The organism is Occallatibacter savannae, from assembly GCF_003131205.1.
Classification (GTDB): domain Bacteria; phylum Acidobacteriota; class Terriglobia; order Terriglobales; family Acidobacteriaceae; genus Telmatobacter; species Telmatobacter savannae.
Map to the genome: position 1 here is coordinate 281508 of NZ_QFFY01000003.1, position 14886 is coordinate 296393.

14 protein-coding genes and 1 pseudogene are annotated in these 14886 nt (G+C 60.4%); 8 read left to right on the plus strand and 7 right to left on the minus strand.

What is annotated here, in order from left to right; genetic code table 11:
- Entirely contained in the window at positions 1–1011 is a 1011-nt protein-coding gene (yiaK, locus tag DHV10_RS12960) for a 3-dehydro-L-gulonate 2-dehydrogenase (protein WP_109486794.1), read from the plus strand.
- A gap of 69 nt (positions 1012–1080) precedes the next feature.
- Entirely contained in the window at positions 1081–3120 is a 2040-nt protein-coding gene (locus DHV10_RS12965) for a S9 family peptidase (protein ID WP_109486795.1), read from the plus strand.
- Between the two features lie 12 nt (positions 3121–3132).
- Here DHV10_RS12965 and DHV10_RS12970 read toward each other — a convergent pair whose 3' ends face one another.
- Positions 3133–3717, minus strand: coding sequence for a TetR/AcrR family transcriptional regulator (locus tag DHV10_RS12970; protein WP_239461618.1), 585 nt, complete (start codon positions 3715–3717; stop codon positions 3133–3135).
- A 131-nt stretch (positions 3718–3848) separates the two neighbouring features.
- On the opposite strand from DHV10_RS12970, the gene DHV10_RS12975 reads away from it, so the two are divergent.
- From DHV10_RS12975 to DHV10_RS12990, 4 genes are all read left to right on the plus strand, one after another.
- Entirely contained in the window at positions 3849–4766 is a 918-nt protein-coding gene (locus DHV10_RS12975) for an aldo/keto reductase family oxidoreductase (RefSeq protein WP_109486797.1), read from the plus strand.
- Between the two features lie 39 nt (positions 4767–4805).
- On the plus strand, positions 4806–5690 hold the full coding sequence (locus DHV10_RS12980) for an SDR family oxidoreductase (RefSeq protein WP_109486798.1): 885 nt from the start codon (positions 4806–4808) through the stop codon (positions 5688–5690).
- 95 nt (positions 5691–5785) lie between these two features.
- On the plus strand, positions 5786–6541 hold the full coding sequence (locus DHV10_RS12985; protein WP_109487161.1) for an SDR family NAD(P)-dependent oxidoreductase: 756 nt from the start codon (positions 5786–5788) through the stop codon (positions 6539–6541).
- A 39-nt stretch (positions 6542–6580) separates the two neighbouring features.
- On the plus strand, positions 6581–7366 hold the full coding sequence (locus DHV10_RS12990; protein WP_109486799.1) for a TIGR03435 family protein: 786 nt from the start codon (positions 6581–6583) through the stop codon (positions 7364–7366).
- A gap of 131 nt (positions 7367–7497) precedes the next feature.
- Here DHV10_RS12990 and DHV10_RS12995 read toward each other — a convergent pair whose 3' ends face one another.
- From DHV10_RS12995 to DHV10_RS13020, 6 genes and pseudogenes are all read right to left on the minus strand, one after another.
- Positions 7498–8265, minus strand: a complete 768-nt coding sequence (locus DHV10_RS12995; protein ID WP_109486800.1) for an enoyl-ACP reductase FabI — start codon at positions 8263–8265, stop codon at positions 7498–7500.
- Positions 8266–8349: 84 nt separating this feature from the next.
- The gene (locus DHV10_RS13000; protein ID WP_109486801.1) at positions 8350–8961 is read right to left on the minus strand and encodes a DUF2059 domain-containing protein; all 612 of its coding nucleotides are present in this window, start codon (positions 8959–8961) and stop codon (positions 8350–8352) included.
- A gap of 47 nt (positions 8962–9008) precedes the next feature.
- Positions 9009–9839, minus strand: a complete 831-nt coding sequence (gene murI / locus DHV10_RS13005) for a glutamate racemase (protein WP_109487162.1) — start codon at positions 9837–9839, stop codon at positions 9009–9011.
- A 5-nt stretch (positions 9840–9844) separates the two neighbouring features.
- Positions 9845–10462 (minus strand): GerMN domain-containing protein, encoded by a 618-nt coding sequence (locus tag DHV10_RS13010; protein WP_109486802.1) that lies wholly within the window; start codon positions 10460–10462, stop codon positions 9845–9847.
- On the minus strand, positions 10459–11166 hold the full coding sequence (locus tag DHV10_RS13015) for an N-acetylmuramoyl-L-alanine amidase family protein (protein WP_109486803.1): 708 nt from the start codon (positions 11164–11166) through the stop codon (positions 10459–10461). Before DHV10_RS13015 ends, DHV10_RS13010 begins: the two co-directional genes overlap by 4 nt.
- Positions 11153–12477: pseudogene (locus tag DHV10_RS13020) on the minus strand (DUF1015 domain-containing protein). The gene DHV10_RS13015 and the pseudogene DHV10_RS13020 overlap by 14 nt, the downstream one beginning before the upstream one ends.
- Before the next feature lie 214 nt (positions 12478–12691).
- Between DHV10_RS13020 and DHV10_RS13025 the strand changes: the two are divergent.
- Both DHV10_RS13025 and DHV10_RS13030 read left to right on the plus strand, forming a co-directional pair.
- On the plus strand, positions 12692–13753 hold the full coding sequence (locus DHV10_RS13025) for a VWA domain-containing protein (RefSeq protein ID WP_204101409.1): 1062 nt from the start codon (positions 12692–12694) through the stop codon (positions 13751–13753).
- Positions 13737–14816, plus strand: a complete 1080-nt coding sequence (locus DHV10_RS13030; protein ID WP_109486804.1) for a VWA domain-containing protein — start codon at positions 13737–13739, stop codon at positions 14814–14816. Before DHV10_RS13025 ends, DHV10_RS13030 begins: the two co-directional genes overlap by 17 nt.
- Positions 14817–14886 lie beyond the last annotated feature (70 nt).

Sequence of the window (14886 nt, forward strand, 5' to 3'; positions counted from 1 at the left end):
GTGTTCAGAGTCTCTTTCGACGAGGTTGGGAAGCAGTTGGCAAGTGTCCTGCGTTCGCTGGGTTTCAGTGAAGAGCGGGCGAGGTTGTCGGCGCGGCTTTTTGCGGAGACGACTTGCGACGGGGTGTATTCGCACGGGGTGAACCGCTTTCCGCGGTTCGTGGCGATGGTGCGCAATGGGAGCGTCGATCCGGATGCGGAGCCGCGCATCGTTGCGCGGTTTGGTGCGATGGAGCGGTGCGATGGGCGGCGCGGACCGGGGAATCTGAATGCGCATGCTGCAATGGCGCGAGCTGTTGAGCTGAGCGGTGAGCATGGCATCGGGTGCGTCGCGCTGGCGAATACGAATCACTGGATGCGGGGCGGGACTTACGGGTGGCAAGCGGCGGATTCGGGAGTGATCGGGATCTGCTGGACCAACACCATGCCAAATGTGCCGCCATGGGGCGGGCTGGATGCGGCGATCGGCAACAACCCTGTTGTGCTTGCAGTGCCGCGGGCGAATGGACACGTGGTGCTCGACATGGCGATGTCGCAGTTTTCGTATGGAGCGCTGGAGAGCTATCGCCGCCGTGGCGAAATGTTGCCGGTCGAGGGCGGATTCGATGCCGAAGGCAAGGTGACCCGCGATCCCGCAGCGATCGAGGCATCGCAGCGGCTGCTGCCGATCGGGTTCTGGAAAGGGTCTGGATTGGCAGTGATGCTCGACCTGATTGCGTCGATGACGTCGATGGGAAATGCGACCCATCAGATTGCGAATGACCCGCTCCGCGAGACGGGGCTGTCGCAGATGTTCGTGGCCATCGATCCGCGGACGCTTGGAGATGCGGATAAGCTCGAGCTGATCGCGGACGAGGTGGTCGCTTCCCTGCACCGCTCGCGGCCTGCCGAAGATAGCAAGGGGGTCCGCTATCCCGGAGAAAACACGCTGCGGCTGCGCGAAGAGAACCGCCGGCTGGGTCTGGCGATCGATGAAGTCATCTGGGCGGAGATCGGCGAGATGACGAAATGAGATTGGGAATTCTTAGTGGGCAGGAGTAATCTTCGAGTGCCAACAGGTGCGGCAGTTTTGGAGGAATCCATGAGGCGGTTCTTTTCAACTATGGTTCTTATGGGAGTTCTTGGAGCGTCGTCTGCAATCGCGCAGCAACCGCCGATCATCGACCGGGCGGCATTCTTCGGTGAGATTCAGATTGCGGGTGCACAGATCTCACCCGATGGACAGTGGATCTCGTTCCTCAAGCCGTACAAAGGGACCCGGAACATATGGGTGAAGAAGGCGACCGAGCCCTTCAGCGCGGCGCGGCCCGTGAGCCACGAGGCTTCGCGGCCGGTCCGAGGGTATTTCTGGAGCCGGGATTCGAAATACCTGCTCTACGCGCAGGATGCAGGCGGTGACGAGAACTTCAACGTGTACGCGATCGATCCAACGCAGGCGGTCGAGCCTGCGACTGGAACGCCGCCGACACGCGCGCTGACAAGTTTGAAGGGCGTACGGACGATGATTTACGCCGCGCCGAAATCGAAGCCGAACACGCTTTACATCGGACTGAACGACCGCGATCCGAAGTGGCACGACCTTTATGAGCTGTCGATTTCGTCGGGCGAAAAGAAGCTGGTCAAGCAGAACACTGAGCAGATTGCAGGATGGGATTTCGACAATTCCGGCACGCTGCGGATTGCTGAGCGGACCAACAAGGCTGGAGACACCGAAATCCTGAGGGTCGATCCTGATGGCTTCAAGCTGATCTACAGCTGCACGGTGCTGGAGTCGTGCGGAGTTTCCGGGTTCGACGCGGAGAACAAGCAGGTCTATCTGGTAACGAACAAGGGCGACGTTGATCTCACCGAGATCCAGATGATGGACCCGTCTTCGGGCTCCACGAAGATCTACGAGAAAGATCCCGAGAACCGGGTTGATTCCGAGGGCCTGCTGCAGTCGGAGGTTGACTATCGCGTGCTGTTTACGCGGTATGAGGATGATCGCTCACGGCTCTATTTCAAGGACAAGGCATTTGAAAGCGAGTACAAGTGGCTGCAGTCGAAGCTGCCGGGCAAGGAGATCGACTTGGGCGCGCGATCGAACGATGAGAACATCTGGATCGTGAATGCCCATAGCGATGTGGAGCCGGGCGAGACGTACGTGTGGGACCGGAAGGCGAAGAAACTCGACCTGCAATATCGTATTCGCGAGGAGTTGCCGCGTAATGCTCTGTCGGAGCGCAAGCCGTACCGGTACAAGTCGTCTGATGGTCTGGAGATTCCCGCATATCTGACACTGCCGAAGGGCCTGCCGGCAAAAAACCTGCCCCTAGTGGTGTTTCCGCACGGCGGGCCGTGGGGGCGAGACACGTGGGGCTACGACACGTTCGCACAGTTCTTTGCGAACCGCGGCTACGCCGTGCTGCAGCCGAACTTCAGAGCTTCGACAGGGTATGGAAAGAAGTTCCTGAACGCGGGCAATGGCGAGTGGGGCCGCAAGATGCAGGACGACATCACCTGGGGTGTGAAAGCTCTGATCGCGGACGGAACAGTCGACGCAAAGAAGGTTGCGATCGCCGGCGGATCTTACGGCGGTTATGCGACGCTTGCAGGGGTTGCGTTCACGCCGGATGTGTACGCGGCGGCGGTTGCCATCGTTGCGCCCTCGAATCTGATTACGCTGCTGGATGCGATTCCGCCGTACTGGGAGGCGGGGCGCAAGCAAATGTACACGCGGATGGCCGATCCGACTACGCCGGAAGGCAAAGCGCTGCTGATGGCTGAGTCGCCGCTGACGAAAGCGAAGGACATCGTCACGCCGCTGATGGTGGTGCAGGGGAAGAACGATCCGCGCGTGAACATTCGCGAGAGCAACCAGATCGTCGCGGCGGTGCGGGACAACGGGAAGCCAGTAGAGTACCTAGTCGCATCGGATGAGGGCCACGGATTCGCGAGGCCCATCAACAACCTGGCAATGGTCACGGCGATTGAGCAGTTCCTGCCGAAGTATCTGGGCGGACGTTATCAAAAGGACGTTCCGGCGGATGTAGAGACGAAGCTGAAGGAACTGATCGTAGATCCGAAGACGGTGAGCGGAGATGTGCAGCTGAAGGGGGCGCTGGCACCGTCGTCGAAATAGCGGGGTTCTGCGCTACTTTACCGGGCGCAGGCCGGCGACGAGGATGTCGACGAGGCGGCGCGCACTCTGCTGCCAGTCTGGTGCGGCAGGCACGTAGGCAACGCCGACCAGAGCGCGCAGCAGATCAAAGGGTTCGATGTCCTTGCGCACATCTCCATTTTTGATGGCACGCTTGACCAGCAGTTCAAGCGTGCCTCTTACTTTGCTGTGGGAGTTCTCGTAGAGCCTGCCAGGACCGCCGACGATGGAATTGAGGGCCGGAGCGATGATCAGCTTGGCGGCGACATGATCCACAAAGAGCAGCATCCAGGCCCGGAGTGCTTCGAGAGGAGGCTTCTCTTCGGCAAGCTGTCGTCCGGCGGCGGCGATCCTCTCTACCTCGCTGCGATAGACGGCTTCCAATAGCGCATCTCTGGTTGGGAAGTGGCGATAGAGGGTTCCGGGACCGACTTCCGCTGATCGGGCAATCTCGTCCATGCTGGCGTCGGCACCCTGGCGCGTAAAGACTTGTTTCGCGACCTCGAGAATGCGCTCGCGATTGCGCTGCGCATCGGCACGGGGTTTTCGCGCATCTGATTTTGATATTTTGCCAGCCACCTGAAAAATTCCTGCAACCGGAGAGAAGCTCCGGTTATCTACTGTTTCGGAGACACTCTCCGTTTTAACTCTGCCGGGAAGGTTCGTCAAGGCAGAGCGGGCGTGAAGAGAGTTCTGCTGGAGGATTTGCGATGGCAAAGGACAGTAGTTCGAAACAAACATTCACCTTCCCCAGAACGTCGTTGACGGTGAAGCGCATGGGATACGGCGCCATGCAGCTTGCGGGGCGCGATGGCAACAAGTTTGTGTGGGGTCCGCCGGCCGACGTTGAGGGCGCGATCGCGCTGTTGCGTGAGGTTGTTGCAAGCGGGGTGGACCATATTGATACGGCTGACATTTACGGACCTCATGTCACGAACCAGATCATCAGGCAGGCGCTGAAGCCGTATCCCAAGGATCTCGTGATCGTGACCAAGGTTGGAGCGCGGCGAGGCGACGATGGGTCGTGGATATCGGATGCTACACCTGAAGGGCTGACGCGGTCCGTCCACGACAATCTGCGTAATCTTGGTCTCGATGTTCTGGATGTGGTCAATCTGCGCGTCATGTTCAGCCCGCACCACCCCGTCGAAGGTTCGATTGAGCCTCAAGTGACTGCGATGGCAGAGCTGCAGCGGCAAGGCCTGATCCGCCACATAGGACTGAGCAACGTGACGCCTGTACAGGTGGATGAGGCGAGGCGCATCGTTCCGATTGTGTGCGTCCAGAACCAGTACAACCTTGCGCAGCGCGGTGATGATGCTCTAATTGACGCGTTGAATCGCGATGGGATTGCGTACGTGCCGTTCTTCCCGCTGGGTGGATTCAGCCCACTGCAATCGGATGCGCTGTCGAAGACGGCTGAGCGCCTGAACGCGACGCCGATGCAGGTTGCGCTGGCGTGGCTGCTGCATCGCTCGCCCAACATCCTGGTGATTCCGGGGACTTCGTCGCGGGTGCACTTCCGCGAGAATCTCGAGGCCGCGACCTTGGAGGTTCCGGTCGAGGTGATGGCGGAGCTCGACGCGATGGCCGGAGCGGGCGCAGCTGCTTCCTCGGCAGCTCATTGATCACACGAAGGATTAACTGAAAATTCAGGAGGTTTTTCTATGCGCGTTTTTGTTACAGGGGCAACAGGGTTTATTGGTTCGGTGGTCGTGAAGGATCTGATCGAGGCCGGACATAGCGTTCTTGGGCTCACTCGCAGCGATGCGGGAGCCCGCGAACTGGCTGCGGCGCGAGCGGAGGCGCACCGCGGAAGCCTGGAAGATGTGGAGAGTCTTCGCAGCGGAGCGGCTTCGGCCGATGCGGTGATTCATACGGCGTTCAATCACGACTTCTCCCGGTTTCAGCAGGATTGCGACGAAGACCGGAAAGCGATCGAAGCCATGGGAGAGGTGCTGGCGGGATCGGGGAAGACGCTGATCGTCACCAGCGGGGTTGCGCTGGTGGCGCAGGGTCGTCCGGCGACAGAGGATGATGCTCCTCCCTCGTTGGGATCGGGCTTTCCGCGTGCTTCAGAACATGCGGCGGCGGCCGTGGAGAAGCTGGGAGTGAAGTCCATGGTGATTCGCCTGCCGCAGGTTCACGATACGGAGAAGCAAGGGCTGATTACGTATCTCATTCAGACCGCGCGGCAGACTGGAGTCTCTGCGTACGTTGGGGATGGGGAGAATCGCTGGGCGGCGGCCCCGAGGTATTCTGCTGCCGGGCTGTACCGGCTCGCGCTGGAGAAGGGCCGCTCGGGAGCGCGCTACCACGCGGTGGCAGAAGAAGGTGTACGCGTGAGAGAGATTGCTGAGGCGATCGGGCGCGGGCTCAAGGTTCCGGTGAAGTCGCTCTCGCAGGAAGAGGCGAACGCGCACTTTGGGTTCCTTGGCCGCCTGGTCGGAATCGATCTTACCGCGTCGAGTGAGAAGACGCGGAAGGAACTGGGATGGAGTTCCAGTGGCCCGGCGCTGCTGTCTGATCTTGGGAATATGAAATTTGCGTGAACCGATTCGGCCCGGCTAAATCCACCTGAGAGGTGATGCCGGGCAACGATCGGGCGCGAAAAGTTACTCGAACGGAATCGGGAAATGGAGAAGCGATGACGAACAAAGTTGCGATTATCACGGGTGGAAGCCGCGGCCTCGGCCGCAACACGGCCCTGAATCTCTTCGCGCGCGGGGTGGATGTGATCTTCACCTATCGCGCGAATCAAGAAGAGGCGGCCAGCCTGATTCGCGAAGCTGAAGCAAAAGGGCGGAAAGCGGTCGGGTTTCAGCTTGATACGGGGGACGTCCGAGCCTTCGACGCATTCGTTACCGAGGTGCGCAAGACGCTGCAGAGCTGGGGGAAGGAGCGGTTCGATTACCTTGTCAACAACGCGGGGAATTCACTGCACGCGGATTTTGCCGTTACGACGGAAGAGCAGTTCGACGGCATTTTCAACGTTCATGTGAAGGGCGTGTACTTCCTGACGCAGAAGCTTCTGCCGTTGATGAATGACGGCGGCCGGATCGTGAATGTCTCCTCGGGGCTCGCGCGGGTCTCGCTGCCGGGCAGTTCTGCTTATGGCGCGGCGAAGGGAGCAGTCGAGGTGCTGACGCGCTACATGGCGAGGGAACTGGGGCCGCGCCGGATAACGGCTAACGTGGTTGCGCCGGGCGCCATCGAGACCGACTTCAGCGGCGGCATGGTGCGCGACAATCCGGAGATGAACAAGCGTGTCGCCGATATGACTGCCCTGGGGCGACCGGGAGTGGCGGACGATATCGGTCCGATGATCGCGTCACTGCTTTCGGATGAGAACCGGTGGGTGAATGGGCAGAGGATCGAGGTTTCGGGGGGCATGCTGCTCTGAACTTTGAGGCGGAAGTGGCGCGAGGGCGGCTGACGGGCTATGCTCAACCGCATGCGTTTGCAGGTCGTCGTCGCCGCTTTTGTTCCGCTTATGATGATTGGCACTGGTTGGGCCCAAAGCGCGACGCCGTCGTTTGAGGTGGCGTCGGTGAGGCCCAGCCAGCATGCGGTCGGGCCGGACTACAACAACCAGATTGCGTATTCGGGCGATCGATTTGTCGCGAAGAACGTCACGCTGAAGCGGCTGATTGCGGAGGCGTGGCACCTCCAGATGAATCAGGTTTCGGGTCCGGCCTGGATCGGCCGCAATGAGTACGACGTCGAGGCGCGCGTGTCTGCGGGCGCCGATGGGGAGAAAGTGCATCTGATGTTGCGCGGTTTTCTTGCGGAGCGGTTTCATCTGAAGGAGCAGAACGAGACGCGCGAGATGCGTACTTATGAGCTAACGGTGGGCAAAGGCGGCGCGAAGGTCCAGCCAGTGAAGGACGGAAAGACGGGGGCCGCAGCAGGACCCGGTCTTCACTTTCACGGAGATATGCGGGAATTTGCGGATTTGCTGGCGGTACAGTTCTCGATTCCCGCGGCTCCTCCGGACCCGGGCACGCCAGTGCGGGCGGGTGGAACGATGATTCCAGTTCTGGACAAGACGGGGCTTCAGGGGATCTATGACTTCTCGGCTGATGTTCGACCGGAGCCGGGAACGGATGCGTTCACCGCGTGGAAACGAGTGCTGGAGAATCAGCTGGGGCTGGAGATCGAAAGCAAAAAGGCGGATGTTCCGCTTTTGGTTGTCGATGATGCGGATAAGGTGCCGACGGCGAACTGAGGCAGCTTAGCTGTGCTGTGCGATCTGCGGAAAAGCAGATCCTTCGCTTACCACCCCCAAGCTGATGAAAGCGCTTGGGGCCCCGTGCGCTCAGGATGACACTCAATCTTTAAGCTCTAAGTGCGTCGAGATTAGAAGCCCATGATGTTGTAGCCGCAATCGACGTACAGAGTCTCGCCGGTGACCGCCGTGGAGAGATCGCTGGCGAGGAAGAGGGCGACACCGCCGACTTCGAGCTGGTCGACGTTGCGCTTGAGGGGGGCGCGATCGGCAGCGGCCTTCAGCATGTCGCCCAAGGCTCCGATGCCTCGTGCAGCGAGGGTCTTGATAGGACCGGCAGAGATGGCGTTGACGCGAATGTTTTTCGGGCCGAGGCCGGCCGCGAGATAGCGCACACAGGACTCGAGGGAAGCCTTGGCGAGTGCCATCACGTTGTAGTTGGGAACAACTTTTTCCGCGGCGAAGTAGGTGAGGGTCATGATGCTGCCGCCTTCGGTCATGAGCGGAGCTGCGGCGCGGCTGACGGCGATGAGCGAGTAGACGCTAACGTCGTGGGCGATGCGGAAGCCTTCGCGGCTGGTGTTGATGAATTCGCCCTTGAGATCTTCGGCGGGGGCATACGCCACGGCGTGCACGAGGACGTCGAGCTTGGTGTACTTGTCTTTCAGCGCGGTGAAGAGGGTGTCGATCTCGCTGTCGACGGAAACGTCGCACTGGAAGCCGCTGGCACCCGGGAGTTCCTTTATCAGGTCTTCGGCTTCTGCGCGCATGCGCTCGTTCTGGTAGCAGATGGCGAGCGTGGCTCCGGCTGCGGAGAGCTTCTGGGCGATGCCCCATGCGATGGAGCGCTTGTTGGCGAGCCCGAAGACAACAGCCGTTTTGCCCGACAGATTGATCATGCTTTAGGTGTTCCTCCAGTAGCAGCTAGTGAACGGGGATGCAATTCCCAAACGGTTCTTAGAATATCAGCCGGGCTGGAAAGCTCACTTAGCCGGCTCAGTGGGCTTCTGAGCAGGTGACGCAACCCACTCGGGATGTTCCTTCCCAATCTCTTCACCTATCTCCATCCCGAGTCTCGCGCCGATTTGCGAGGTGCCACCGATAATCTCGCTTTGAATTGCAATCGCGTTCTTCTGCAATTTTTCTTTGAGTGCATCGGGAAGGACAGTTGGTTTACCCTCTTTTTTGCTGATGGCCACCTTATCCAGCTGATCGAGTTCGTCAGCTGTAAAGTGCCTTTCGTAGACTTGCACTACGACCGCAATGAAATCTTCGGGTTTCAACCTAGCCTTCATCCTTTTTCGCCATTCTTCGATGAACTCCGGGCTGAGGCTAGGGGCCTGGGCCTTCATTACTGCAATCCCCCGATCCAGATCGGCATCCACTCCTACCATCATCTTTTCTTTGAGTCCAAGAACCTCGACAAGGTGGACGGTTGCTTCATGAGCCCTGGAATCCACTCCCGCGGTGGTCTGTACAGTGGAGATACCAACTGTCGGTGTTTCTGGTTGCTGAGGATAGCTGGTCCGGGCGAACACTAGACTCAGAGCAGCGTAGCCGGCCGTTGCGAGAATGAGGCGTCGACGAGATTTCATGAGGACTCTCTCTTTGCGCAAGCTTGGTACTGATCGGTGTGTGAATTCTACCCACCTAAATCAACAAGTTGTACGTTACCTGTGGGACGGCCGAGGAAGCGCGAGCCGAGGCGTTCGAACTTGTCGACGGAGTCGGTGGCGAAGCAGTGAATCTCAGTGTGCTGAGGGGAACTCTCCGGCGATACCTGGCCGGGCTGGCCATTGATCAGATGAGCAGCAGCTTCCGCGGTGGACTCAGCGGAGTCGATGACGGTGATGCCGCGCGGTGCGGCGCGCTCGATGAGCGAGCGGAGAAGAGGATAATGCGTGCAGCCGAGGACGAGGGTGTCGGCGCTCATACCGGCTGCTGCGGCGTCGCTGGTGAGTTCGCCGAGGTAGATGCGCACGACTGCGTCTGTGACGTGGTGATTGATCCAACCTTCTTCGACCAGGGGCACTAGGAGCGGGCAGGCTTTCTCGTAGGCGCGGAGGTTCCGGGCGGCGCAGGCGGCCTTGTAGGCATGGCTGTGGACGGTGGCGTCGGTGGCGATGACAAGGACGTCTCCGGTTTGCGAGGCAGCTTGCGCGGCGGCGGCGCCGGGCTCGATGACGCCGAGGACTGGAACGGGAACGGCGTCCTGAATGGCGTCAAGGGCGAGCGCGCTGGCGGTGTTGCAGGCGATGACGAGGAATTCAGCGCCTTGCTCGCGGACCAAAAATTGAGCGCTCTCGGACGCGTACCGCGCGACGGTGCGGCGCGATTTGGAGCCGTAGGGCAGGCGGGCTGTGTCGCCGATGAAGGCGTAGCGAGCGTTGGGCATCCTGCGCATGAGCGCAGCGAGGACAGTGAGGCCGCCGAAGCCGGAGTCGAAGACGCCGATGGTGGGAGTGGGATGCATTTCGGTCAAGGTTTTGTGCCTTCCTCCGGCGCCGCTTCGCTGGTGAGGTAGGTGCGAGTCAGATCGGCGTGGCCGGCGAGGGTGGGGCGTTCGACTCCGTCCACGAGAAAGCGGACTTCAGTGATCGTCGGGAAATTGGCCCGCAGCGTTGCGCAGATTGACAGAACGGTGAGGGATTCGGCTTCGAGCCCTGCGGGGTGGCTGGCAGCGAAGGTGCCGGTCAGATTCACAACGGCCAGCTGGTCGCCACGCTCCCGTGCTCCCGGAGCCGCAAGCAAAAACACCTGATCCACCGATGCGGCACCGCCGGGGATCTGGTGAGTGGATTCGGGAGCGGCGTAGAGGTCGAGCAGTTTTCCCAAGACGGCGCGTGCGCGGGCTCCTGGGTCTGCAGGCAGAGGCAAGGAGTGGACCTGAGGAACGAGGGAATTGTCCAAGTCGTTAGCGACAACGAGGGTCGCCTGTTCCGCCGGCGCGACGACGGGAGCAGCAGTGGGGGCGATGGTCTGTCCGGCGAGGAGGCGCTTGTGGGCGCGATCGCGCAGCTGCCAGAGTTTGAAGCCCATGCCGAGAGCGGCAATGAGGAGGATTACGAAGAGAACTTTCTGATAGCGGGGAATCACGGCTGTCGTGCCCCCGTGCGGTTGGGATCGGAGCGCCACTCGAGGATCGCCGCTGCGAGCGCGGAGGCAACCTGGGCCTGGTAGTCGGGAGTGTCGGGCTCGGCGCTGACTTTCCTGTCCGCATCGCGCTGGGGACCGAGTTCAACGGCGAGCGCGGGGCAGGTCATGCTTTCGATGCCGGGCAACGGAATTCGGCCTAGTGTCACGGTCAAGCCGGCGTGAGCGAGGGAGGAGTTTACGGCGCCGGCGAGGCCGAGACTGCGTGTCTCCCATGCCGCCTGCGCGGTCTTCCAGGGCATGAAGCGGGTCGGATTCGCCGGCGCGAGCGAAGAGGCGAATAGATGGATTCCGGAGCCGCTTTCGGTGGCGTGCAGCGTGATGCAAACGGCGGCATTGGCGTGGTTGGCGAGTTCGGCGCGGCGATTGAGATCGATAAACGTGTCGTTCTCGCGGGTCGTAACCACCTGGAATCCGCGGGCGGTAAGCAGGGAGCGCAGGCGGACGCTGAGGGCGAGATTGGCGGATTTTTCAAGCTGGCCACTGGAGAGGTGTGCGCCAGTGTCGTCGCCGCCGTGGGCAGCGTCGAGAACGACGACAAAGCGGGGGCTGGGAGTAGACGGGGGCGGCGCCTGCTGAGGCTGCTGGGCGGGTACTCGCAGCGCCAAGACCAAGAACAGAGCGGTCGTCGGATTACTCCAGCGCATAGATAGTGAGGCCGCTCAGCAGTTTGGGGTAGAAGTCGGTCGATTTCTGCGGCATCACGGCCCCGGCGAATGCGACCTCGCGCAGTTGCTCCATCGTGACTGGGTTCGTGAGAAAGGTGATGTCGGCTTCTCCACGCCTGACCTGGTCGACGGCCTGGCCGGCATCGCGGAGATAACGGATGTTGGTCTGCTCGCGAACCTTTTCCGCGTCGAGGCCGAGGAGCTTATCGAGGATGATGGCGTGCAAATGTGTCAGATCGAGCTGGCGCTGATTCTCCGGCAGAGACGACAGCGGGCCTGTGGCTGCATCGGGATTGGAGCGCAACAGCATTGCGCCTGCGCGAGTGACGGCGATGAAGGCGGTTCCCTTCTGTTGCCGGAGTGTGTCGAGAAGACTGGCGGGCGAAGCCTCGGGAAGTGGCTCGATCGCGAAGTACGCCGCGGCCGCCTGGGTGAATTGTGCTGGATCGAAGCCGGGGAGGTCGTGTACGACGCGATGCGTGGGAAGAACGACCAGGCCATCGGAGTCCATGTTCACGAAGGTCATCATGACGGCCGCTTCGGGAAAGGCGGGATGCGGAAGCTCGCTGGCGCTGTGTTCGGCTCGCACGGGGCTGGCTGGGGCGTGTTCTTTCGCGTAGTTCAGCGCCGTCTCGTAGCGATGATGGCCATCAGCGATGATGAGCTTTTTGTCGGCCATGGTGGAAGCCAGCATGCGGATGACAGCCGGGTCGCTGACGCGCCAGACACGGTGAAGAACGCCATACTCGTCGGTGACCTGAGCGTCTGCCGGACCTGCGCCGTCGTAGAGGAGCTTTTCTGCGGTACGAACCGGGTCGGAGTAGAGCATGAAGATCTGGCCGAAGTGGGCACGCGTGGCTTTGAGGAGCTTCAGCCGATCGCTCTTCGGTTTGGAGAGGGTCTGCTCGTGGCGAAAGACGACCTGGTCGGCGTAGTCGTGAAGTTTACCGAGAGCGATGAATCCGCGACGCTCTTTGACTTCGGATGAACTCGGGACAGTGAAGCGCTGCGAATAGGCGAAGATGCAGGGGTCTTTTCCTGAACGAGTATGCCCTGCCGGCGCCAGGCCTTGAAGTCGCGGGCGGCACGTGAGTACACATTCTCGCCGCGCTCGGCATCAAACAGTTCAGGCAGACCAAGGATGATGCGAACCAGGTTGTAGGGGCTGCGCTGGTAGTATCCCTCCTGCATGGCAGGTGAGATCTTGTCGTAGGGCTGGGTTACGACATCTTGGAGGTGCACGACCGATGGGTTGTAGCGCCATGCGCGGAACGGATAGATGCTTGCCATGCGAACGGGCTTGCTCCCTGAACGAAAAGGACGATTTGCGCCGGAGATCCGCTATGTAGAAGTGCCGCTGGAACTGTCGGTTAGAGACGATTGTATCCCAGCGCCGATGACGGATTCCGAAGAGGCAACGTCAAAGAAAACGAGGGCATCAGTGGAGAAACGCAGGGCTTCCCCCGGGCATGCTAATATCGCCTTCATTCCCTGGTGCGAGCTAATGAAATTACTCCTCCATCGTTCCGAGGTGTTGCGCCGGCAGCTCGTGATTCTGGTTGCCCTTGCGCTGGCCTGCGTTTTGCCGTCTCGCCTCTCCGCCCAGGATGATCCGCTGAACAAGGTGCATGTTCCGCCGCCTTCGACAAACAATACGCCGACGACGGGTGCGCCGGCCGGTGTGGATGCTCCTGCGACGGTGGGGGCGCCAAAGGAAAAGTTGAAGCCGGGTTCGGTTATCCGGATGAATGTCGACATGGTGCTGGTTCCGGTGACGGTTACGGATCCGATGAACCGGCTGGTTACAGGGCTGGAGAAGGAAGACTTCAACATCTACGAAAATAACGGCGAGCAGCGGATTAAAAGCTTCGCGGCCGAGGATGCGCCGGTCTCGATCGGAATCATCTTCGATCTTTCCGGATCGATGAACTCCAAACTGATTCGGGCGCGCGAGTCGATCTTGCAGTTTGCAAAGACTGCCAATCCCGAGGACGAGTTCTTTGTGATCGGCTTCAACGACAGGCCGGAGTTGATTGAGGACTTCACCAACTCAGTGGAGGAGATTCAGGCTCGCCTTGCGACGGTCCGCAGCGGGCATCGTACCGCGCTGCTGGATGCCATCTACTACGGCGTGGCGAAGATGAAGGAAGCCAAGCACGAACGAAAGGCGCTGCTGGTGGTTTCAGACGGCGGCGACAACCGATCGCGCTATACGGAGGGCGAGGTGCGGGCGCAGGTCCGAGAATCGGATGTCGAGATCTATTCGATTGGGATTTTCGATCCGTATGCGGCGACTCCGGAGGAGCGGACGGGGCCGATCCTGCTGAATGAGTTGTGCGAGGAGACGGGCGGACGCCTGTTCCGGGTGGACGATATCTCGGAAATGAGCGATATCGCTGAGAAGATTTCTACAGAGTTGCGTAACCAATACGTAATCGGCTACACGCCAAAGAACGCGTCGCGTGACGGCAAGTGGCGTAAAGTGAAGGTGAAGCTCACCCCGCCATCGGGTCTGCCTCCACTGACGGTCCATGCTCGAACCGGATACTATGCGCCTTTGCAATAAGTCGGTCCTTTCCTTACTTATCCTGGTTTCATCACTCTCGCTTGAGGCTCAACAGGCCGACAAGCCTGCTGCGCCCAGTCCGCAGACGCAGGCTGCTCCATTGACCGTGGATCGCGACCCGGTGCGCTCGCCGGATGCCGAAACGCCAGCAGCTGCAGGAGGGGAACCGCTCGAGAAGAAGGGTTCGGGCTACGTTCTGCATACCGATGTGGAAGAGGTAGTTCTGAATGCGACGGTTTTGTCAGGCAACAACCAACTCGTCCAGAACCTGAAGAAGGACAACTTCCAAGTCTTTGAGGACGGGGTCAAGCAGAATATCGTCAGCTTTCAGCACTCGGATCTACCGGTTTCGATTGCGCTGGTGATCGATAACTCCGGATCGATGTCGAAGAAGCGGCCATCGGTGAATAAGGCTGCGCTGGATCTGGTGGAGGCGTCGAATCCGCAGGATGAAGCGTTCGTGGTGAATTTCTCGGATGAGGCGTATATCGACCAGGAGTTCACGTCGAATGTGAATAAGCTGCGGGACGGTCTGGCGCATATCGAATCGCGCGGGGGAACGGCGCTTTACGATGCGGTGGTGGCATCGGCGGACAAGCTGGTTTCTGATGCAAGCCGTCCCAAGCAGGTGCTGGTGATTGTGACGGATGGCGAGGATAACGCTTCGACACTTTCGCTGGAGCAGACGATTCGCCGCGTGCAGGAATTGTCAGGACCGGTGATCTACTCGATCGGGCTGCTCTTTGGCGATGAGATGAGCCATGCGGAGGTGCGGCACGCGAGGCGCGCGCTGGAGATGCTGTCGACAGAGACGGGCGGGATTGCGTTTTTCCCGAAGAATATCGAGCAGGTGGACGAGATTGCGGCAGAAGTGGCGCGCGACATTCGCAGCCAGTACACGATCGGGTATCACTCGACCAAGCCGTCTACCCAGCCTGGATTCCGGCGCGTGCAGGTGACCGCTGAGGAGCCTGGAGGCGGCAAGTTCACGGTGAGAACGCGCACCGGGTACTTCCCCGAGAGCCGTTCAAAGCGGAGTGGAGCGAAGAAGCAGCAGCCCTGAGAGCCCTGGAGCGGTCCGGTTCTGCAAGGATCACCGGAACTGCGTGAATGAGGAACGATAGGCTAAACTG

Bases quoted from the DNA above. Each gene is read 5' to 3' on its own strand.
- DHV10_RS12965 (WP_109486795.1), top strand. From the start codon at position 1,081: ATGAGGCGGTTCTTTTCAACTATGGTTCTTATGGGAGTTCTTGGAGCG.
- murI (WP_109487162.1), bottom strand. From the start codon at position 9,839: ATGCATCCCACTCCCACCATCGGCGTCTTCGACTCCGGCTTCGGCGGC.
- DHV10_RS13015 (WP_109486803.1), bottom strand. From the start codon at position 11,166: ATGCGCTGGAGTAATCCGACGACCGCTCTGTTCTTGGTCTTGGCGCTG.
- DHV10_RS13000 (WP_109486801.1), bottom strand. From the start codon at position 8,961: ATGAAATCTCGTCGACGCCTCATTCTCGCAACGGCCGGCTACGCTGCT.
- DHV10_RS13025 (WP_204101409.1), top strand. From the start codon at position 12,692: ATGAAATTACTCCTCCATCGTTCCGAGGTGTTGCGCCGGCAGCTCGTG.
- DHV10_RS13030 (WP_109486804.1), top strand. From the start codon at position 13,737: ATGCGCCTTTGCAATAAGTCGGTCCTTTCCTTACTTATCCTGGTTTCA.
- DHV10_RS12990 (WP_109486799.1), top strand. From the start codon at position 6,581: ATGCTCAACCGCATGCGTTTGCAGGTCGTCGTCGCCGCTTTTGTTCCG.
- DHV10_RS12980 (WP_109486798.1), top strand. From the start codon at position 4,806: ATGCGCGTTTTTGTTACAGGGGCAACAGGGTTTATTGGTTCGGTGGTC.
- DHV10_RS12985 (WP_109487161.1), top strand. From the start codon at position 5,786: ATGACGAACAAAGTTGCGATTATCACGGGTGGAAGCCGCGGCCTCGGC.
- DHV10_RS12995 (WP_109486800.1), bottom strand. From the start codon at position 8,265: ATGATCAATCTGTCGGGCAAAACGGCTGTTGTCTTCGGGCTCGCCAAC.
- DHV10_RS12975 (WP_109486797.1), top strand. From the start codon at position 3,849: ATGGCAAAGGACAGTAGTTCGAAACAAACATTCACCTTCCCCAGAACG.